Origin of the sequence: Micromonospora sp. NPDC049114 (assembly GCF_040648635.1) — a bacterium.
Taxonomy (GTDB): domain Bacteria; phylum Actinomycetota; class Actinomycetes; order Mycobacteriales; family Micromonosporaceae; genus Micromonospora.
The window spans coordinates 368114-387671 of the sequence record NZ_JBEZEA010000003.1 but is presented as its reverse complement, the minus strand read 5'-3'; the positions used below and the strand labels follow the sequence as shown (position 1 = coordinate 387671).

General features: G+C 69.1%; 23 protein-coding genes. 12 read left to right on the top strand and 11 right to left on the bottom strand.

Annotated features, from left to right (window positions below; translation table 11 throughout):
• The first annotated feature begins 253 nt into the window (after positions 1 to 253).
• From AB0B39_RS14650 to AB0B39_RS14640, 3 genes are all read left to right on the top strand, one after another.
• Complete coding sequence (locus AB0B39_RS14650) at positions 254 to 595, top strand: hypothetical protein (RefSeq protein ID WP_357495497.1); 342 nt, start codon at positions 254 to 256, stop codon at positions 593 to 595.
• Positions 596 to 1431: 836 nt separating this feature from the next.
• Positions 1432 to 2469, top strand: coding sequence for an acyl-CoA desaturase (locus AB0B39_RS14645; RefSeq protein WP_234581694.1), 1038 nt, complete (start codon positions 1432 to 1434; stop codon positions 2467 to 2469).
• 674 nt (positions 2470 to 3143) lie between these two features.
• Positions 3144 to 3440 carry a helix-turn-helix domain-containing protein gene (locus tag AB0B39_RS14640; protein WP_234581695.1) on the top strand — a complete coding sequence of 99 codons (297 nt, stop codon included), beginning with the start codon at positions 3144 to 3146 and terminating at the stop codon, positions 3438 to 3440.
• A 105-nt stretch (positions 3441 to 3545) separates the two neighbouring features.
• Here the strand turns inward: AB0B39_RS14640 and AB0B39_RS14635 are convergent, their stop codons facing one another.
• Positions 3546 to 4505, bottom strand: a complete 960-nt coding sequence (locus AB0B39_RS14635) for an AraC family transcriptional regulator (protein WP_357495490.1) — start codon at positions 4503 to 4505, stop codon at positions 3546 to 3548.
• 103 nt (positions 4506 to 4608) lie between these two features.
• Here AB0B39_RS14635 and AB0B39_RS14630 point away from each other — a divergent pair, with 103 nt between their 5' ends.
• Positions 4609 to 5466, top strand: coding sequence for an NmrA family NAD(P)-binding protein (locus tag AB0B39_RS14630; protein WP_357495488.1), 858 nt, complete (start codon positions 4609 to 4611; stop codon positions 5464 to 5466).
• Positions 5463 to 5966 carry an anthrone oxygenase family protein gene (locus tag AB0B39_RS14625; protein WP_357574538.1) on the top strand — a complete coding sequence of 168 codons (504 nt, stop codon included), beginning with the start codon at positions 5463 to 5465 and terminating at the stop codon, positions 5964 to 5966. The genes AB0B39_RS14630 and AB0B39_RS14625 overlap by 4 nt, the downstream gene beginning before the upstream one ends.
• Before the next feature lie 87 nt (positions 5967 to 6053).
• On the opposite strand, the gene AB0B39_RS14620 is transcribed toward AB0B39_RS14625, so the two are convergent.
• The gene (locus AB0B39_RS14620) at positions 6054 to 7157 is read right to left on the bottom strand and encodes an FUSC family protein (RefSeq protein WP_357574537.1); all 1104 of its coding nucleotides are present in this window, start codon (positions 7155 to 7157) and stop codon (positions 6054 to 6056) included.
• 288 nt (positions 7158 to 7445) lie between these two features.
• Complete coding sequence (locus tag AB0B39_RS14615; protein WP_357574572.1) at positions 7446 to 8132, bottom strand: Type 1 glutamine amidotransferase-like domain-containing protein; 687 nt, start codon at positions 8130 to 8132, stop codon at positions 7446 to 7448.
• 356 nt (positions 8133 to 8488) lie between these two features.
• Here AB0B39_RS14615 and AB0B39_RS14610 point away from each other — a divergent pair, with 356 nt between their 5' ends.
• The 3 genes from AB0B39_RS14610 to AB0B39_RS14600 all read left to right on the top strand — a co-directional run bounded on the left by AB0B39_RS14610 (position 8489) and on the right by AB0B39_RS14600 (position 10733).
• Complete coding sequence (locus AB0B39_RS14610) at positions 8489 to 9718, top strand: cytochrome P450 (protein ID WP_357495482.1); 1230 nt, start codon at positions 8489 to 8491, stop codon at positions 9716 to 9718.
• The gene (locus AB0B39_RS14605) at positions 9715 to 9942 is read left to right on the top strand and encodes a ferredoxin (protein ID WP_234587540.1); all 228 of its coding nucleotides are present in this window, start codon (positions 9715 to 9717) and stop codon (positions 9940 to 9942) included. Before AB0B39_RS14610 ends, AB0B39_RS14605 begins: the two co-directional genes overlap by 4 nt.
• Before the next feature lie 461 nt (positions 9943 to 10403).
• Positions 10404 to 10733 carry a TraR/DksA C4-type zinc finger protein gene (locus tag AB0B39_RS14600; RefSeq protein WP_234587543.1) on the top strand — a complete coding sequence of 110 codons (330 nt, stop codon included), beginning with the start codon at positions 10404 to 10406 and terminating at the stop codon, positions 10731 to 10733.
• Positions 10734 to 10781: 48 nt separating this feature from the next.
• On the opposite strand, the gene AB0B39_RS14595 is transcribed toward AB0B39_RS14600, so the two are convergent.
• Together AB0B39_RS14595 and AB0B39_RS14590 are read right to left on the bottom strand one after the other, a co-directional pair.
• On the bottom strand, positions 10782 to 11033 hold the full coding sequence (locus AB0B39_RS14595) for a potassium transporter TrkA (protein ID WP_234587545.1): 252 nt from the start codon (positions 11031 to 11033) through the stop codon (positions 10782 to 10784).
• Positions 11034 to 11188: 155 nt separating this feature from the next.
• The gene (locus AB0B39_RS14590) at positions 11189 to 11398 is read right to left on the bottom strand and encodes a hypothetical protein (RefSeq protein ID WP_357495479.1); all 210 of its coding nucleotides are present in this window, start codon (positions 11396 to 11398) and stop codon (positions 11189 to 11191) included.
• 170 nt (positions 11399 to 11568) lie between these two features.
• Here AB0B39_RS14590 and AB0B39_RS14585 point away from each other — a divergent pair, with 170 nt between their 5' ends.
• Together AB0B39_RS14585 and AB0B39_RS14580 are read left to right on the top strand one after the other, a co-directional pair.
• On the top strand, positions 11569 to 12105 hold the full coding sequence (locus AB0B39_RS14585) for a GNAT family N-acetyltransferase (RefSeq protein WP_357495702.1): 537 nt from the start codon (positions 11569 to 11571) through the stop codon (positions 12103 to 12105).
• A 163-nt stretch (positions 12106 to 12268) separates the two neighbouring features.
• Positions 12269 to 12661: a nuclear transport factor 2 family protein gene (locus tag AB0B39_RS14580; protein WP_357495477.1), complete on the top strand. Its 393-nt coding sequence runs from the start codon at positions 12269 to 12271 to the stop codon at positions 12659 to 12661.
• Here the strand turns inward: AB0B39_RS14580 and AB0B39_RS14575 are convergent.
• Positions 12658 to 12792 (bottom strand): hypothetical protein, encoded by a 135-nt coding sequence (locus tag AB0B39_RS14575; RefSeq protein ID WP_357495720.1) that lies wholly within the window; start codon positions 12790 to 12792, stop codon positions 12658 to 12660. The genes AB0B39_RS14580 and AB0B39_RS14575 overlap by 4 nt on opposite strands.
• 260 nt (positions 12793 to 13052) lie before the next feature.
• Here AB0B39_RS14575 and AB0B39_RS14570 point away from each other — a divergent pair, with 260 nt between their 5' ends.
• Positions 13053 to 13751: a DUF899 domain-containing protein gene (locus tag AB0B39_RS14570; RefSeq protein ID WP_357495475.1), complete on the top strand. Its 699-nt coding sequence runs from the start codon at positions 13053 to 13055 to the stop codon at positions 13749 to 13751.
• 46 nt (positions 13752 to 13797) lie between these two features.
• Here AB0B39_RS14570 and AB0B39_RS14565 read toward each other — a convergent pair whose 3' ends face one another.
• From AB0B39_RS14565 to AB0B39_RS14555, 3 genes are all read right to left on the bottom strand, one after another.
• Positions 13798 to 14643, bottom strand: a complete 846-nt coding sequence (locus AB0B39_RS14565) for an NAD-dependent epimerase/dehydratase family protein (RefSeq protein WP_357495473.1) — start codon at positions 14641 to 14643, stop codon at positions 13798 to 13800.
• A gap of 548 nt (positions 14644 to 15191) precedes the next feature.
• The gene (locus AB0B39_RS14560; protein WP_234587559.1) at positions 15192 to 15581 is read right to left on the bottom strand and encodes a YciI family protein; all 390 of its coding nucleotides are present in this window, start codon (positions 15579 to 15581) and stop codon (positions 15192 to 15194) included.
• Between the two features lie 290 nt (positions 15582 to 15871).
• Positions 15872 to 17107, bottom strand: a complete 1236-nt coding sequence (locus AB0B39_RS14555) for a glycosyltransferase (RefSeq protein WP_357574536.1) — start codon at positions 17105 to 17107, stop codon at positions 15872 to 15874.
• 211 nt (positions 17108 to 17318) lie between these two features.
• Between AB0B39_RS14555 and AB0B39_RS14550 the strand changes: the two genes are divergently transcribed.
• Positions 17319 to 18614 (top strand): MFS transporter, encoded by a 1296-nt coding sequence (locus tag AB0B39_RS14550; RefSeq protein ID WP_357495469.1) that lies wholly within the window; start codon positions 17319 to 17321, stop codon positions 18612 to 18614.
• A gap of 59 nt (positions 18615 to 18673) precedes the next feature.
• Here the strand turns inward: AB0B39_RS14550 and AB0B39_RS14545 are convergent, their stop codons facing one another.
• Positions 18674 to 18988 (bottom strand): hypothetical protein, encoded by a 315-nt coding sequence (locus AB0B39_RS14545; RefSeq protein ID WP_357495467.1) that lies wholly within the window; start codon positions 18986 to 18988, stop codon positions 18674 to 18676.
• 152 nt (positions 18989 to 19140) lie between these two features.
• Positions 19141 to 19350, bottom strand: a complete 210-nt coding sequence (locus tag AB0B39_RS14540; protein WP_357495465.1) for a hypothetical protein — start codon at positions 19348 to 19350, stop codon at positions 19141 to 19143.
• Between the last annotated feature and the right edge of the window lie 208 nt (positions 19351 to 19558).

The window sequence follows — 19558 nt, the reverse complement described above, 5'->3', positions numbered from 1 at the left end:
GGTGCTTCCGGTTATGCGATCAACCGATCATGCTTCATGGGTGATCGCCATCGTCGTGCTTGGCGCGCTGCCAGCTGTGGCGTGGTGGCTCGCGTCATTCGACCACCGCCTCACCAAGGAAACGGCTTCACGGTCGTCGACATGACGGGCTATCCGATGGAGTGGCGGATCGCGATGGCGAAGAGAGCCGACGACTCGGGGCGGAAGGACGTCATCCGCATCGGCTTCTGCTGTACCAGTTCTGTTGCTCGGCATGGGGGTCCTGGTGTTGGCGGTGCTGTTCGACGACGACCTGGAGTGGTGGATCCAGGGCAGGGTGCTGGCGCACGTCATGAGGCTGGTCCCCGCCGACGTGGCCGCAGTCGACGAGTTCGACGAGTGGCTCAGCCCCGGCCGGGCAATGGGATATCTGGACATCCGGAAGATCGACGATCCGGAGGCCGCCAAGCGGCTCGTGCGTGCGCTGTCCGTGGGCGCCCGCAGGGCCCTGGAGGAGACGCAGGAGCAGGAACCGACAGACGAGGAGATGGTCGAGTTCTACCGTGGCCTCTGCCGAACGGTGGACAAGGCGGTTCGGCTTCCTCGTTTCTCGTGACGTGTCGTCGCGTCACATGGTCGGTCGTTGATTGAGTGATGCCACCGCCGCCGGGCCCACCGACCCGGCGGGGTGACGAAAACGGGGCGTCCCCTCAGGGGTACGCCCATACGACCCGTAGTCGCCCTGGATGTCGGCACCTCTCGCTGTCGGCATCGACCAGGTGAGCATGAACATCAGCTACTCGCCGCGAGGGGGTCGACGTCGTCTTGGGCCTGGCGGAGCTGCACGGCCTGATCGTCGACGACCTTCAGGATGACGAGGTCACCGGCTCGGGTGGGGACTACCAACGCACGTCAGCTCGGCAGCTTCTCCGAGCAGTTCCCGCTGCTCTTTTGTGACCATCTACGGGCACATCCCCGGCCGCCAGCGAGTACGCCGATGTGGAACGCCGACCGGCGGCGCAGTTTCGCCACGACCGGCCGGCCTACGTCGGGGCCAAAGGCTCGATCGTCTGGAAGGTCATCCGGCACGCGGACGCCTGGGCTCAGCACATCGGAGGTGGTCAGGGTGGATTCGGCCTTGCCAGTTGTCCGCACGCCGGCTGTCAACGAGCTTCGTATCGTGCCGATGGTGTGCTGTGAATCCTGCTTCACCGGCGTGGCGCGCTGGGATGCCTTCTGGCGCCGGTGCGTGGGCTAGGTGAACGGTGCTTGCGCCATGGTTGCGTGAGCTGCCGTTTCCTTCTGCGAGAGGCGGCTGTGAGGAAGACTGGGACGGTCAAGCGGCGGTTCGCTTGCTCGATGTCTGTCGTATCGCGAAGGGGTCGCGTGCCTGCCCCCTCGCGGCTGTTGGCAGACCCGTGACCTGAACGGCCATCCTGTAGGAGGGCGAGAGTGAGTAGTGCGGATCTTGGCGCTCGCAGTGACCGTGGCAGTGCGTACGCCGAGCTGTCTCGCCTGGTCCGGGGCGCGGGTCTCCTCGACCGTCAGCCCTGGCGCTACGCGACGCGGATCGCGCTTGTGCTGGGTTGTCTCGGCGTCCTGGGCGTGGTGTTCGTCCGGCTCGGACCGTCGTGGTGGCAGACGGCTGTCGCAGCCGCCGTGGCGATGTTCCTCGGGCAGTTGGCCTTCGTCGGTCACGACGCCGGGCACCGGCAGATCTTCCGATCCCGTCGGGCCAACGATGTTCTCGGCCTCGTCTGTGCGAATCTGCTGACCGGGATCAGTTTCGGATGGTGGGTCGACAAGCACAACCGCCACCACGCCCATCCGAACACCGAGGGCCGCGACCCCGATCTCATGGTGGCTCCGCTGTCTTTCACTCCGGGCCAGGCTGCGACGCAGCGTGGCCTGCGGGCGCTCTTCGTCCGGCACCAGGCGGCACTGTTCTTCCCTCTGCTGTTGGGGGAGGGTGTGCACCTGCACGGCGCCAGCGTCCGGGCGATCATCAGCCGTCCTGGGCTCCGGCACCGACCGGTGGAGGCCGGCCTGCTCGTCCTGCACTTCGCCGCGTACCTCGGGGCCGTGTTCCTGGTTCTGAGCGTTCCGCAGGCGATCGTGTTCATCCTGGTCAACCAGGCCCTGTTCGGTCTCTACCTGGGCAGTTCCTTCGCACCCAACCACAAGGGGATGCCCATCCTCACCGAGGCCGACGACCTCGACTACCTGCGCCGACAGGTCCTCACCTCCCGCAACGTACGTGGTGGTCGACTCCTCGACGCGCTCCTCGGCGGGCTGAACTACCAGATCGAACATCACCTGTTCCCCAGCATGCCGCGACCCAACCTGCGCCACGCCCAGCCGCTGATCCGCCAGTTCTGCACCGAGCATGGCATCGCCTACCACGAAACCACTCTGATCCAGTCCTGGGCGCAAGGGCTGGCCCACCTGCGGGCGATCGGGACCGGAGCGACCCGCCAGGGCAACGGTTGAGTCTGGTCAGCGGTTGCCCTGGTCGCCGACCAAGGCCCCGGCAGGCCACCGCCGCGAGACGGCTGCTGGGGATTGCTGTCGGGGTCGGGGTGGGTGACCGGCGGTCAGGAAATCTAGGTTCCGACGACTAGATATCTTCGGTGGTGTGGCATACTCTTCTTCGAGTCGAGAGGAAAGATCCGTCAAGACGTAGACGGGCTGTCCGGCCGTGGGATCACGACGGGCGGCGAGGAGAGGAACATGCTTCACCGTTCCTCCCGAGAGGTAGTAGGAGCACGTCAGTTACGGCGTGACGCACGCCGGTTGCAGGTGGGGCCAAGGCTCTTTTCGGGGCTCCAGCTGATGTTCGCCGTACGTGTCGGGGCCATGAAGTCGCGTGGGCTCCGGTGCCGGCGGACCGTACGACAGCAAGGGGAAGAAGTAGCAGAGGAAAGGGAGGGCCTTACACCGTTGGATCGCCCGCCGTCGGCTGTCATGTCAGGCCGGGCGGACACCGCAGTTTCCATCGAACGAGAGGTGGTCTCCGGTCACGCATATGCGATCCTCGCGCCCGATGCCGTCAGTGGCGGCTGGTGCGGATACGACAAGCCGACGTTTCTGTCGGAAGATGGTGTTCTGACCCGTAACCCTGGGCCCCGGCGCTTATGCGCCGGGGCCCTCGACGTGGAGGTGACATGGGGCAAAACCCCGAGGACATGTTCGGCGATGAGAACTACCCGGCCTACACCATCGGCCAGGCCGCGGAGATGCTCGGCGCCACGCAGGACTTCCTGCGTCGCCTGGACGAGGCGAAACTGATCAACCCGCACCGCTCCAGCGGCGGGCACCGCCGCTACTCCCGCTACCAGCTGCGCCTGGCCGCCCGGGCGCGGGAGATGGTCGATCAGGGCACCGCCCTGGAGGCCGCCTGCCGGATCATCATTCTCGAAGACCAACTCGAGGAAGCCCTCCGGCAGAACGAGAAGCAATAGCGTGCGCGGCGAACCGGCGGGCGGCGCGTAGCGCCCGATCATTGGCAGCGGCGGTACGGACGGCGTGGGTGCCGGGAATGGTGCACACGGCCCGCGTCGGCACGGTCATCCCACTGGAGTGAGGTCAGGTGACCCGACGGCCTGCCGGTGTTCGGCCGGGCTGAGACCGCGTACCCGTTTGAAGGCCGCGCTGAGTGCGAACGAGCTGCCGTAGCCGACCTGGCGGGCCACCGCGGCGACGGTGGCGTCCGGTTCGCGCAACAGGTCGGCGGCCAGCGCGAGCCGCCAGTTGGTGAGGTACGCCATCGGCGGCTCGCCGACCAGTTCGGTGAACCGGCGGGCCAGCACCGCCCGCGAGGTACCGGTCCCGGCCGCGAGGGTGGCCACCGTCCACGGCTCTGCCGGGTGGTCGTGCAGCAGCCGCAACGCCGTGCCGACCACCGGATCGCCGTGCGCTCGGTACCAGGCGGGCGCCGCCGCCTCCGGCCGGGAGAACCAGGCCCGGAGTACGGCGATGAGCAGGAGGTCGAGCAGCCGGTCCAGGACCACATCCTGCCCCGGCTCGTCCTTGGTCATTTCGTCGTCGAGCAACGGGATGAGCGGGCTGTCCAGTGCCCCGGCCGGCAGCACCAGGAGATGGGGCAGGACCCTCAGCAGCCGTTGGCTGACCTCGCCCTGCAACTGGTACGTGCCACTGAGCAGCACCGCCGCCCCGTCGGCGCGTTCGCCCCAGGTCCGGATACCCAGGTCCATCACGTCGCACAACTCGTCCCCGGTGGGCGTGGTGCTGCGCTCACCGGGATGAATGACCGCCTGCGGCGCCGTGGCCGGGTCGTCGGCGATCGTGTACGGCTCCGGGCCACGGATGATCGCGACGTCGCCGGGGCGTAGCGGCACCGCAGCGCCCTGGTCCGGCACCACCCACGCTGTGCCGCGCAGCATGGTGACAAGGGTGAGGGGCGCGCGATCCTGGATCCGTACCGACCAGGGCGGGTCGAACACCGACCGCATCAGGAACGCGCCGCGCGCCCTCGGCCCGTCCAGCAGCCCCGCGAGCGCATCCATGCGCTCAGGTTAGCCCTGCGACGTGGACCGTCGAGACGCCAGGACATGCGATCGAGAGTCTCGCCCATTCCCGGTGCGCTCGCCCTCGAATTGACTGGTTGGCATGACGAAGACCGTTGATGAGCAGCCAATCCTCGTACTGGGCGGCACCGGCAAGACCGGCCGCCGGGTGGTGGACCGGCTCGCCACACTCGACCGGCCGGTGCGGGTCGGCTCCCGCTCCGGCGAGCCGCCGTTCGACTGGACCGACCAGCGCACCTGGGCACCCGTACTGGACGGGGTTTCGTCGGTCTACCTGGTGTACTACCCGGACCTGGCCGCACCGGACGCCGTCGCGACGATCCGCTCGTTCACCGAACAGGCGGTGTCCGGCGGGATCGAACGGCTGGTTCTGCTTTCCGGCCGGGGCGAGGAGGAGGCCACGCTCAGCGAGCGGGTGGTCCAGGACTCCGGAGTGGCCTGGACGATCGTGCGGGCGAGCTGGTTCAACCAGAACTTCAGCGAGGACTTCCTGACCGACTCGATACGCGGCGGCCAGGTCACCCTCCCGGCCGGGAACGTGCCGGAGCCGTTCGTCGACGCCCGCGACATCGCCGACATCGTGGTCGCGGCACTGACCGACGACGGGCACGCGGGGCAGCTCTACGAGGTGACCGGCCCGCGGCTTCTCACCTTCGCCGAGGCGACCTCGGAGATCGGCGACGCGCTCGGACGGGAGATCCGCTACCGATCGGTTTCGCCCGAGGAGTACGCCGCCGTGATGGCCGGGTACGACGTGCCGGCGGAGCTCGTGGCGGTGCTGACCGAGCTGTTCGGCAAGGTGTTGGACGGCCGCAATGCGCGGCTCGCCGATGGTGTGCAACAGGCGCTGGGCCGCAGGCCGCGCGACTTCACCGACTATGCCCGCGAAGCCGCCGCCGCTGGCGCATGGGACACGTCACCCGCTGGAGACCGGGCATGAACGCCACAGTGGCTGCCTGGTCGGCCGCGGCGACAGTGGTGGTCACAGGTGCGATCACCGGTGTCTACTACGCTTTTTCGGTGGCGGTGATGCCCGGTCTGAACGCCGTCGCCCCCGGTACCGCGATCCCGGCCATGACGAGCATCAACCAGAGGATCCAGAATCCGCTGTTCTTCGTCACGTTCTTCGGCCCGCTCGTCGCCGCCACGGTGACCGGTGTGTTGCTGTTGCTCCTCGGGAAGCGGTCGGCGGGTGTGCTGTTCCTGATGGCCGCGGCGGTGTACCTGGTGGGCGCGTTCATCCCGACGGTGGTCGTCAACGTGCCGATGAACGAGAACCTCGACGCCGCGGGCGTGCCGACCGATCCTGCGGAGGCGGCCCGGGTGTGGGCCTCCTACTCGTCCGCCTGGACGTCGTGGAACTCGGTACGCGCCGGTGCCAGCCTGATCAGCCTGCTGCTGGCTGGTCTCGGGACCTACCTCTCGGGCACGTCCCGATGACGTCGCCGTCCGGTGCTGGCAGGGTGGACGCTGTGACGCGGCATCACGTCGTGGCGCGGATTGTTATCTCCGGGCCGACGACAGGTGTCACGCCCGGCTCAGGCCGAGCGCCTCGTCCACCCGGTCCAGCACCGTCATGTCGTCATGGCCGACGCCGCGCAGCAGGTCGATGGCGGTCGCCCGGATCTGCCCGACGATCATGGTGACCGGCAGCGGCGGATCGGACCGGAGCAGGCCCGCGGCGATCCGGACCGCTTCCAGGGCCGCCGCGTCGGCGTGGTGAGCGTGCCGGTCGGCGTCGACGCCGCTGAGGTCGCTGGCCAGCGCCTCCCCGGCCGACCGTACGGCGGCGGTCAGCGCGCCGATCGCGGCGGCCAGCTCCGGCGGTGTGGCGGTGTGCCGGCGGGTCAGGGTCGCACTGGCCCGGGCCAGCACCCGAATGTTGCGGGCGGCGTAGTCGAGCTGCCGCAGCGTCGCTTCCACGTCGGCGAGCTTGCCCAGGTGCCGGCGGCGCAGCCCCAGCCGCAGCGTCTCACCGGTGGCGAGCACGGCGGTCTGCAACTGGGCGACGCAGTCGTCCACCTGCCGGGCCTGGTCCAGCGCGGCGCGGGCGGCATCTTCGTCGCAGCTCTGCAGCGCCGCGTTCACCTCATCGAGCAGGTCGGCCAGGTCGGTGTAGCTGCGCCGGGCCTGCGACACCAGCGGCGCCAGCGGGTCGCGGGCGGCCCTCAGCTGGCTGGCGGCCAATGCCACCGCGCCGCCGATGAGCGCGTCGATGAAGCGGAACGGCATCAGCGTCCCGTGCGGCGCGGCGACCACCACCAGGTACATGGCCGAGACGGTGGCCTGCACGACCAGGGCACGGCGGGCACCGATCACCACGAGCGTCGTGGTGGTCAGTACCAGCACCAGCAGGACCGTGCCGGTGCCCGGGCCCAGCGCGTACACCAGCAGCTCCGCGACGAGCACGGCGGCGGCCACGGCGAGCAGGATCTCGACGGTCTGCCGCAGCCGTCGCCCGCGGGACTCACCGAGCACGACGAGCGCGGCGGTCGGGGCGTAGAACGGGTCGGGGTGACGGATCACCACCGCTGCCACGAGCCAGGCGATCACCGCGGCGGCGGTCAGCTCGATCACGGTCATCCCGTCGCCCCGCAACCGCGCGACGGCGTCGCGCCCCCACGTCCGCACCGGTGACACCCCTTCCGCCCCAGCGGACCGGGGACGGCCGCCGATTGATCTTCCGCGAGGACGGGCACTACCCCGCCCGTGACCTGCTCAATCGTCAGGTGGTGGGCGGCACTCGGGACGGGAGGCCGGTGACGCGCGGTCAGTCGTCTCCGTCAAACTCGGCCGCGTCGACGAGGCCACCCAGTCAGTACGGGGATGTGCCGGACCGTAGTCCGTCGACGAGGAGCGCGACCATGCGTCGGCCGTAGCAGTCGGTTCGGTGGGCCGGCTCGAATTCCGCTTTGTCGGTCAGGGGTTGATCAGTTTCCAGTCGCCTTCGGAGATGACGTCAACTGTGCCATCGACCACCTTGATGGCGGTGTTGTCGTCGATGGCGTAGGTGGGGACCGGGATTCCGGACGCCCATTTCTCGATGCTGGACAGCTCGGTGTCCTCCATCTCCGGATGATTGAGGTGGGGGTACAGCGTGAAATCCACAAGCCCCAGCGCCCGGTCGGCGCCGTGCGCCATGTCGCTGCCGTCCGGGACGAAGTCAAGGTCAAATTCGGCGTCGCAGTTGTACGGGGTGACCGCGATGCTCCCCGCGCTGACCCCGACGTAGACCGTGTCACTCAGCGACGGTAGGAGGTCGGCCAGGCCCGACTGGCGCATCCAGTGGGTCAGGTAGAGCACATCGCCGCCCCAGACGAGGAGGGCATCGGCCTGCCGGACGGCCGGGACCCAGTTCTCTTCTCGGATGGTCGGCAGTGCGGTGAGCTCCAATATCCCCAGGGATTTCCAACCGAGCTGCGACAGCGGGATCGCGGCCGGGCCGTCAATCGCCTTCCATGCCCGCTCGGCTCCACCGGGGAAGGGGTAGACAGCGGTGGGGATGAACAGGGCCGTGGACTCGGCGATCGGCTTGCCCAGCAGGTCGACGAGCGCGTCGGCGATGCTCGGATTGCAGATGCCCGACGACGTGAGAAGGAACTTCATGAAATCACTCTCCTGGCGCCGCCGCATGACGGCGATGAGGTCGTCCATCAGGGTCGGCGTCTCGGATCGCTAACCCGAGCGACACATCGCTGGATCATCCGCTGACGGCCGTCCAACCGTCAACAGCCTCTCCGGTACGACGACCCGGACCCGCTGCCACGCGCCTCGCCCGCACTTTGCTCGCCCCGGACGCGGACTTCATGGCGATCATCGACATATGCCGCTACGATCCGATATCGAACCATCACCGAGCGTCAATGCGTGGCTGTTCGTGAGCCCTGGACGCTGGCAATCGGCGCCGCTACGAACGTGGTGCCCGGCCTGAGGATCACGCCGTTCCGACGAAGGGAATCCGGATGACGGAGAGCGCGCAGACCACCGAGAGCCGGACCGTTCCGCCCGCGCGACAGTACCCGTTCGGTGTGCCCGACCGCCTCGTCGTCGATCCGACCTATGGCGAGCTGCGCGAGAACGAGCCGATGACCCGGGTGCAGCTCCCGTACGGCGAGGAGGCATGGCTCGCCACCCGGTACGAGGACGTCCGTACGGTCCTCGGCGACGTGCGGTTCGGCCGCGCGCCGGCCGTTCAGCGCGACGAGCCCAGGCTCACCCCGCGCCAGCAGTACAGCGGCATGCTGACCATGGACCCGCCCGATCACACCCGGCTGCGCCGGCTGGTGGCGAAGGCGTTCACGGCACGTCGGGTCGAGGCGCTGCGACCCCGTACCCAGGAAATCGCCGAAGCGCTGGTCGACGACATGGTCCGGCTCGGTCCTCCGGCCGACCTGGTGGAGCACGTCGCCACGCCGCTGCCGATCCAGGTGATCTGCGAGCTGCTCGGAGTCCCGTACGCCGACCGCGACCGCTTCCACGTCTGGTCCGAGGCGATCGTCTCGACCACCTCGCTGCCCCTGGAGACGATCCAGGAGTACCTGAACAATCTCTGGGGCTACATTGGTGGTCTGGTCGCCGAGCGCCGCCGCGAGCCGGAGATCGACGACCTGCTCGGCGCGCTGGTGCGGGCCCGTGACGAGAATGAGGATCGGCTCAGCGAGACCGAGCTGGTGGAGCTGGCCGGAGGGCTGCTCGCGGCCGGCCACGAGACCACGGTGACCCAGATCCCCAACTTCGTCTACGTCCTGCTGCACAATCCGGACCAGCTCGCTCGGCTGCGGGCCGACCCGTCGCTGGTGCCGGCCGCGGTCGAGGAACTGTTGCGGTACGTGCCGCTCGGCGTCGGCTCCTCCTTCGCCAGGTACGCCAAGGAGGACGTCGAGGTCGGCGGGGTTCTCGTCCGGGCAGGTGAGCCGGTTCTCGGCTCGCTGTCGTCGGCGAATCGTGACGGCACCGTCTTCGCCGACCCGGACCGGCTGGACTTCGACCGCGGGCAGAACCCGCACCTGGGCTTCGGGCACGGCGTACACCACTGTGTCGGCGCGCAACTGGCCCGCATGGAGTTGCAGGTCGCCGTCGCCACAATCGTGACCCGCCTGCCCGGGTTGCGGCTCGCCGTACCGGAAGCCGAGCTGGAGTGGAAGCGCGGCATGTTGGTGCGGGGCCTGCTCGGCATGCCGGTGGCCTGGTGAGTACGGCGTGGCGGCTCGGGGTGGACTCGCGTCGCTGCATTGGCACGAGCATCTGCGCCGGCACCGCGCCCGAGCATTTCCGCCTGGTGGGCGGCCTGTCCGAGCCGCTGGCCGACGTCGTCGCCCCGGCCGACGTCGTCCTCGACGCCGCCGACTCGTGCCCGGTGGAAGCGATCACGGTCCGCGACGCCACCGACGACCGACTCATCGCGCCCGAGGAATGACCCACCCGGGGGTCGCGACGACCGTTCCGACCGCCCCAAGACCGGCGAAGCCATGGCTGGATTTGTGCTGTTTATCCAGATCGCAGGATGCGGGTGGCGTGCCCGACCAGGACGGGGCCGCCAAGGCTGATCATGGCAGGAGCCGGGCCTCGACGCAGGCGTTGGCATTACTGCGGACGCCGCCTATGGTGGAGACATGTCCCCGGTGACGTTCCGCTCTTCTGCCGTCACCGGTGTGGCGGCAATCGGGGCTGCCCACGTGGCGACGGCGGCGTGCCGGATGGTCGGGATGCGGGTGCCGGTTGTGCGCGAGTTGCACATCGCGTCCACGTTCCGGCTGTCGAGCCCGGCGCGAACCGGCCGAGGCCCCCCGCGGAATCGTTGCATCACGAAACGACCGCCAGGGCGAAGCTTTCAAGCTTCGGCCCTTTTCTTTTTCCCTTGAAAGGTAGAGGTAGACCATGAGCGTCGATCATCGAACCGTCGACCAGGGCTGGCTGGCTGATCTGCGAGCGTCCCTGGCGGAAGACTTCGCCACGCAGACGGCTCGGCTGCGGGAACTGACCGAGCTCAACGCGGACACCGGCGACCCGAGCGAGGCCCACAACCGGGCCGCACTGCTGGTGGCTACCCGCCGCAACATCGAGCAGATCACCGGTGCGTTGAGCCGCATCAGCGACGGCACCTACGGTGCCTGCAAGAAGTGTCGCCAGAACATTCCGGCCGAGCGGCTCGAAATCCTTCCGCACGCGCAGTTCTGCGTGTCCTGCCAGGCGAAGCACAACGGCTGACTCGCGGTGTGGCTGCCGTGCCCCGGTGGGCACGGCAGCCGCAGACCGTCACCCAGGAGATGACTCCGCCACGGTGACGATGTCCAGGACATCAAGGATTCCCAGGAGTCTGGCAAGGGTCACCGCCTCGTCGCGGGTCAGGGTCAGAGAGCAGGTGGCGTCGGGGTCGTCGGGGGACTCGTAGACGAGATCTCGCCGGCCACCTGGACGGTGCGTGACCACGCCCACGCGGCGACCGTCAGCGGTGGTGAACATGCGGCATATCCCGATACCGGGCAGCGGGGTCAGTTCGACAATCATGGGGACTCCAGCGGGCAGGGTGCGGATTCGCGCAGCGGCGCAGGCCGACGGAGTGTGGCGAGCCACGTGCGGCGGGCGCGGTGACAGTGCTGCCGGCCGGTCACGGAGGCCAGCCGGGCGCAACGATGGGGATCGGCGCGAGCGGGGCGAGTGGATCAGGCGAGGCCCCGCGCATGGCGCGGGGGAGCACGATCCGCCGACCAGGCGGGCACACAACCGGGGATCGCCCGCCGTGCGGAACGGAACACGATGCACAGCCCGATCGACCGGGTGGCGGAGAGCACCAGCACGAGCACGGCAAGCAGCAGCATCGTCGGCAGCGGCGCTCGCTCGCCGACGCGCCGGAGGCCGCGTCGATCGTGCATGCCCAAACCATAGCCGTCGCCCAGAGTGCGGACCACCTTCGCATCGGGTGACCACCCACGCCCCGCCAGCAACGCCGGTGACCGGCCTCGCGCGCCGGGCCCGACACCAGCGAGCACCAGGTCGGCGACCAGTTGCGAGGGCCGAAATGCTACGAAGAGACGTGCCCGAGATGACGAGTTCCCCTGATGCCACGTCCCTGGAAACTCCGCGGCTGCTGTTGCGTCGCTGGCAGAGCACCGATCTGGACGGCTTCGCCGCGGTGAACGCACAGCCTGAGGTCATGCACTACATCCATGACGGTCGCACCCTGGACCGGGCGGGGACCGCGGAGCGCCTGGCCAACTATCAGCGACACTGGGATGAGCACGGCTTCGGCCTGTACGCGGTGGAGGTCAAGGAAACCGGCGATCTGGCCGGTTTCACCGGGCTGGCGGTGCCGACCTTCCTGCCCGAGATCATGCCGGCCGTGGAGATCGGCTGGCGACTCGGCCGCGCGTACTGGGGCCGGGGCCTGGCCACCGAGGCTGCCCGGTCTGTGGTCGCTCACGCTCGCGCCGGGCTCGGACTGCGGCGGCTGGTCAGCATCCACATTGTCGGCAACGAGGCGTCGGCGCGAGTGATGGTCAAGCTGGGCATGACGCTGGACCGCGAGACCGTGCAGCCGGACACCGGCCGCCGGGTCCGGGTCTATGCGATGGATCTGTAGGCGGTCCACCCGGAGACCGTTCCAGTACTCAGCTCATGTCGACGGCGTACGTCCGGGTTCGGGTGCCGGTGTAGCCCGATCAGAAGGTCTCGCCACGGCGCCTTCCGGCCGTAGCCGGCCCCGTGGCGGATCCCCACAGCGGAAAAGCCCGTACGCTGGCGTAATGATCGACTTTCGCGCGGCCGTTGAAGCACGCGACGCCGATGCCCTTGAGGCGGCCCTGGCCGACGACGTGCTGTTTCGCAGCCCGGTGGCGTTCAAGCCCTATCCGGGTAAGGCCATCACCGCCGCGATCCTGCGGGGTGTGCTGCGGGTGTTCGAGGACTTCCGGTACGTCCGTGAGCTGAGCGGCGAGGGCGGTCGCGATCACGCGCTGGTGTTCGAGGCGCGAATCGGCGACGTCGCCGTCGAGGGCTGTGACTTCCTGCACCTGGATGAGAACGGTTTGATCGATGAGTTGACGGTCATGGTTCGTCCCCTGTCCGCCGCGCAGGCCCTGGCTGCCGCGATGGCCGCTCAATTCGAGCGGATCCAGCGTGAGGCGACCGCCGGCTAGAACGTCCGAGCTGGAGCGTCACGCAGCATGCCGAGCCGCTCGGGCACCGTGTCCTGCCCGGCGTCCACGAGCGAGATGAAGTGCTGCAGGTCGCGCATCGGCATCCTGGTGAGGAACACCAGGCGTCGCACCGCTCTGGCGTCGTGGACGCGGTGACCGTAGTGGTCCCGGGCCACCTCGACCAGCCCGGCCCGCTCGTAGTAGCGCAGCGTGTGAGAGGCGTGATGTCGAGCAGGTCGGCAACCGCCGCGATCGTCGTCGGCTCGGGGAGACGTCGGACAGGTCGGTGAGGTGTCCGGGCGGGAGTTGCCCGTCGCCGCTGTGTTCGATACGGCCGGCGGGCTACGACTACTTCATGAGGACACCGCCGAGAACGAGAGGAAGCTCGACCATGACGGCACATGTGGTGACGCCCGAGCAGTGGCTGGCGGCGCGCAAGGAGCTGCGCGAGCAGGAGCGTGGGGCGATGGAGGCGCGCGACGCGGTCAACGCCGCCCGCCGGCAACTGCCCTGGATGGCCATCGAGGACGAGTACGTCTTCGACGGCCGGCACGGCAAGGCACGGCTGATCGACATGTTCGAGGGCCGGTCGCAACTGATCATCCAGCACTTCATGTTCGATCCCGCGTGGGACGAGGGCTGCAAGCACTGTTCCCTGCTGACCGACGGCATCGGCGACCTGGCGCACCTGCACGCCCTGGACACGACGTTCGCGGTGGTCTCCCGCGCGCCGATCGACAAGATTGAGGCGTTCCGGCAGCGCATGGGGTGGAACGTGCCGTGGTACTCATCGCACGGCGGCACGTTCAACTACGACTTCCACGTGACGCTCGACGAGACCGTGGCCCCGGTCGAGTACGACTACATGGACAAGGCCACCCTGGCGGCATCGGGTGAGTGGTTCACCGAGGGCGAAGCGGGTGGCATGAGTGTGTTCGCCCGCGACGGCGAGAAGGTCTACTACACCTACTCCGCGTACGGCGACGGGATCGACGTGTTCCACACGACGTTCAACTACCTCGACCTGACGCCGAACGGCCGCCCGCTCGAGCCCGGCCGGCCGTGGTTGCGACACCACGACAGGTACTGAGCGTGCTGGTGGCGGGCATCCGTCCGGAGGCCCGCCACCGCTGCGGTCAGCCGTGCGGGTGCCGGCGGTAATACTCCACCAGCGACGTGTGCACCGGCTCCCAGCCCATCTCGCGCCGGGTCCGGTCCGCGCTCACGACGTGGTCCATGAGGTAGAGCTCCGCGATGGGAGCGATCTCCTCGGGCGGTTCCTGGTCGGCGGGCCAGCAGATCGCCCGGCCGCCGGCCGCCGCAGCCACGATGTCGGCCACCGGCAGATTCTCGGCCACACCGTTCCAGCGGGTGCCGCCGGCCGCCCGCTGGGCGACGGCCAAATAGAGCCGCGCCAGGTCCTCGACGTGCACCACGGGCCATTGGATGCCGGCATGACCCAGATAGACGCCGGTGCCGAGACGCTCCTGCACAGGCACCATCGTTCCCCGGATGACGCCGCCCCGGTTGCCGTAGATGAGCGCCGGCCGCACGATGATCCCGCCGCCGGCGACAACCCTTCTCTCCATGTCGGCACGCCAGGCCACCACCGCGGGCGGTCGTGGCACGGTGTCCTCGTAGGTGGTGCCGGGACCGAGGACGTCGGTGCCCGAGGTGTGGATCAACCGTGCCCCGGCTGCCATGATGGCCTCGGCGCTTCGGCTCTCGACGTCCCCCGGGACCCAGGCGATCTGGATGACGAGGTCGAAGCCATCCGCGGCGGCTTTCAGCGACGAAGGGTCGGTGATGTCGCCCGGCACCGGCCGGTAAGCCGGCGGCACCGGCCGGCCGTCGGGGCGCTGCAGCGCCGCGACCTGGTATCCGGCTGCGGCAAAGGCCTTGGCCACGTGGGAACCGGCGTAGCCGGTCGCGCCGATGACCAGAACGGTAGTTGATTGCGGGTCCTCGGGCATGCCGTCCATCTGTGCTCCGTTCGGTGAAGGGGGCGCCGGTGCGGGAGGGGTTGCAGGCCTTGGCCGGTCAGCAGGTATGCGTCGTCCGCCGCACCGACCATTGGGACGGCCTGCCCGAACTCCGCGTCCATGCCACCCACCAATTCCTGCAAAGCCGATCGGCGCAATAAATTTAGGCAAGCTCCCGGTGGCATGCGTCTTTGAAATTGCGCGGTCGGGACCCGGCTCCTTTTCTGCCGTCGTTCGGGCGACTGCCGGGCAGGGTCGTACTCCGGCAATTCCTCAGCACACGTACGAAGCTGGGCGCGCGCTCGCCCACTTCGGGATGCGCGCGCTGGCGCGCTTCGGCGGCTACGGGGCCGCCGCGCACACAACCTGCCCGGCGGTGGCATCGGGCTGGGCGGCGGCGACCGGACGGCCGCGTTCGGCGTGGCGGCGATGAAGCCGAGGGCGCGTACGGCGGTTCACCTCGACCTCTGCGGGCTGGAGCCCATATCCTCGCTACCGGAACGGCCGGCCGCCGCACCTCGGCGGGCCGTTCCGGGCGGGCGGTGCGGTCAGAAGTCCTTTTCGGAGACCTCTTCGACCGGGCGAACCTCGACGGCCCCGACCTTGGCGTCGGGGAAGCGGGAGGCGATCTCGGCGGCGCGCTCCGGGCTGCCACATTCGAGGAAGAAGACGCCGGCGAGGTACTCCTTCGCGTCCGGGAACGGCCCGTCGGTCGGGCTCGGCACTCCGTCGCGAGCGGACAGCCTGGTGCCCTCGGCCGGGGCGGTCAGTGCGGCAGCGGTCAGCAGCTCGCCGGAGGCACGGATCTCCTCGACCAGGTTGACGTGCTGAGCGACCCGATCGGCGCGTTCCTGCTCAGAGAGCGTCTCGCCGTCGTGGAGGAAAAGCGGGTGCTTCCAGGTTGAGGAGTTGGTGTAGATCAATACCACGTACCTCACGGGCAATCCTTCACGTTTGTCGTCCGCTGCCGAACGTCGGACGTGCTGGGCTGGTGACTGCCGCAGGCTACCGTCCGCGTCGGACACCTTTCAATCGTGCTCAGGAAGCGGCGCACACTCGAAGTTGCCAGCCATTCCGGCGACGCCAACCTCCGACGGGGGAGCTGGAAGAGGTGGTGGGCGATTCCCGTAGGGCTCCGATAATGGCGGGCATTTTCGGCGGTATGCCGAGCGGGTTCCGCGCCGAGTGGACGGGACAGGCCGGGACTGTCCCGGCCCGCACCGTGGTGTCAGCGTGCCGCTGTGGCGGTCACGTGGACGCGCTTGCCGATCCGTCCCGCCTCGGCGAGCAAGTCGGCTCCCCACCGTTTCCACAGGCCGTCGAGCCGGGAGGTCACGATGACGTCGTCGACTGCCCCGTCCTCCAGTGTGGTGCGTAGCCCGATGCCGTGCCGGACATCGTGCCGTCCCGGTTCCGCTGCGGCGAGTCGGGCGACGGCGTTCACGTCGAGGTCGTACAACACGGCGGCCGGCAGGCCGGGGGGCACCTGATCGCCGGCGCCGAGCACCGCCAGGCTCCCGCCGGCGGGCAGACTGGCCAGGACTCCGGCGATCTCGCCGGTGACGTCGCGGCCCTGAGCGGCCGCAGTCTGCTCCAGGACCTGGCGCAGCTCGTCCTCCCACGTCCAGTAATCGTCGCGGTAGCGCATCAGCAGGACCCAGCCCACCTCGAGCGGCGGGGACGGATGCTTGGCGAAGAAGCGGTCCATGTTGCGCAGCAGCTCGTCGAAGCGTGCCGGGTCCCGTGGGTGCGGCGACTCGATCGCCCACGCCGTCCGGCTCATGCGCAGGCCGACGCCGTCGCGCAGCAGGCGGTACGCCAGCTCGAGGTCCTCGAAGCCCCACCCGACGAAATCCTCATCGAAGCCGCCGACGGCCGCGAAGTCGGCGGCCGCGACCGAGCAGTTGAGGGTGAAGAAGTTCTGGTACGGCACCAGCAGCCGGGACAGGTCGAACTCGTGGGCCGCGAGATGTGCGTGCCGGACGTCCCGCAACGTCGCGCCGGCACGTTCCACGAGTTCGTCAGGTGTCGATTCGTCCAGTTGCCGCATGAGACCGGCGTCGACTCCTTCCGGGTCGTAGCCGTACGTGTACCCGACGATCGCCCAGCGGCCGGGGACTTCGCGGTGGGCGCGCAGGTGGGCGTCGACGAAGTCGCGGCCCACGAACGTGCCCGTGTCGAGGAAGATCAGTAGAGGTGCGGTGGCCAGCCGGGCGCCGGCGTTGCGCGCCGTGCCTACCCGGTTGCCGCGGTCCTCCTGGCGGTGATACTTCAGGCGCAACCGGTCGCGGAACTCTCCGACGGCCGCTTCGGTGTCGTCGCTGGATCCGTCATCCGCGACGATCACTTCGAAACGATCGGTGTCCAGGCTCTGCCCAACCAGTTGGGCCAGATTGCGGCGTAACAGGTCCGCCCGGTTGTAGGTCGGGATGATCAGCGAGGCCGGCGGGGTGTCGTGGGACATCGGTCTGCTCCTTTCGGTGATGACGGCGGCGGGATGCGGCCGGAGCCGCTCACCCCCTTCTGAGGCGTCGGATCCGGCACGACCCGGCCGACAGGGCAGCTACGGATGTGACGCGGGTCACGTTCCGGATGCGGCTGTGGATGTCTCGTTCGTGTCCCAGGGGTCCGACGAGCAGATAGAGACCGTCCGCAACCGACAGGGGAGTGAGCAGATGACTGACCACGAGGAGCGTGGGCCGCGTTCGCCCGACGGGGTGCCGGTGCTGCTGGAGACGCCGGATCGACCGGAGGCAGTCAGCGAGCCGGTAGGTGTCGCGGCGGCCGTTCGTGCGCGGTGGGCCGTGACCGGGGTCTTCTTCGTCAACGGCCTGCTGCTGTCGACGTACATCACGCGGATCCCGTCGATCAAGGCTGTTCACCAGTTCGGTGACGCGCAGTTCGGCATGATCCTCACGCTGCTCGGCGTCGCGGCGTTGCTGACCATGCAGTTCGTCGGCGGCATGGTGGCACGGTTCGGCAGTTCCCGGGTGATCCGCACGATGTTGCTGTGCATGCCACTGGCCCTGGCCGCTGTCGGTTTCGCGCGAACCGCCCTGCAACTCGCCGTCGCGGTGATCCTGCTCGGCATCGTGCACGGCGCGACCGACGTGGCGATGAACGGCCATGCCGTAGTGGTCGAGCGCGTCGGTCGGCGACCCATCATGAACGGCTGCCACGCGGCGTGGAGCATCAGCGCCGTGCTGGCGTCGCTCGTCGGCGTCGGTCTGATCAAGGCCGGCATCGCCCCGTCGTGGCATCTGGCCGGCGTTGCGATAGTGATGCTCGCGGCCGCCCTGCCGCTGACCGCGATGTTGCTGCCCGCGTCGGTCGACCGCAACCCGGTGCAGGCCTCCGCCGACGCCAAGCCCCGGGCGAGCTGGCGTACCGGTTGGAGCCGCCGGGTGCTGATGTACGGCGCGATGGGCGCGACGCTCATGGTGTGCGAGGCGGCCGTGACCAGCTGGAGTGGCATCTACCTGCACGAGATCCGCGGTGCCGAGCTGGCCGTGGCGTCGCTGGCCTTCACCGCGTACACCGCCTTCCAGACGTTGATCCGGCTGTTCGGTGACCGCCTCACCGAGCGCTTCGGCGGTGCGGTTCTGTTCCGGGTGAGCGGGCTGGTCGGCATCGCCGGCATCGCGGTGGTCGTCCTCGTACCCTCGCCCTACGTGGCGATCGCCGGGTTCGCCATCCTCGGCGCCGGCACCGCCGTGCTGCTGCCGCTGATCTTCAGTGCGGTCGGCCACGCCGGTGGCGACGGACCGGGCGCGACAACGTTCGTCGCGCGGGCCACGACCTTCGCGTACGGCGGCATCCTGCTCGGCCCGGCGATGGTCGGTTGGTTCGCCGCGGTCTTCGGTCTCACCTGGACGTTCGCCGGGCTGCTCCCGCTGATGGCGGCGATCGTGCTGAACAGCCGCGTCATGGGACAGGCGGACGCCGCCACCGACCGGGAGGCGGCCGCCTGAGCCGGGGGCAGGGACGGTGTGGGTGCTTTCCCCTTGCCCCGCCCGTCCCTGCCGCCGCCTCACTGCGTCATGTGCTGCGCATCGAAGCCGTAGCTGCCGATCAGCTCGGCCTCGGCGGCCTCCGGGCCGCCGGCCACCCGGGCCTTGAAGTCTCGCTGGAACGCCGCGAACGCCTCCACGCCGCCGAGGGCGTTGGAGCCGTCGGAGACGCCTACGTGAACGAACGTGACTCCGTCGGCGAGGCGGAAGGCCGCATAGCTCAGGCCGTCGGGCCGCTCGGCGGTCAGCTCGGCGAACACCTCCTCGATCAGGCGCTGATTCTCCTCGGCCGAGTCCGGCCGCATCTCGTACCGCACCACGAATCCCTGTCCCATCGCGTTCCCTTCTCCTTGCGGGCCGCCGACGGCGACCCGCTGCCGATGTGTGGTCGCTGGTCGGTCGGCGCCGGGCGTACTCCCGCAGGCCGGCCACGTAGAGGTTGGGGGTTTCCAGTGCGGGGAAGTGGCCCACCGCGCTCGTACTCCCGTCAGTGGACGATCGACGGAAAGTCGCTGTCGGCGTAGCGCCCGATGGGCCGTGCCGGTTCACGCTGATGAACGGCCATGGCGAGCGGTACCAGCGGCGGCACGGCCGGGTACGCCGACGTCCCGCCCCGCAGCGCGCCGGCGGGCTGCGGCGAGACGACTGCCCCGGCCGTCCAGGCGGTCCGCGGAGCGTCGATTCGGAACGGCTTCAACGCGCTCCTAACAGGTCGCGGCGATGGTTCGGGAATGGCATAGGCAGCAGTTTCGCGAGCCCGGTGAACGCGGGTGCACGCGAAGCATTCCCGCGCTGGCCATGCTATCGGGGGCCGCTGGCGGTGGTCGATCGGCGCGCGCAAGGAGCGCAATCTGCGAGAAGTCTGCTCCGGTGCTGCTGCCTACTCTGACTGCACCTGGTCGACC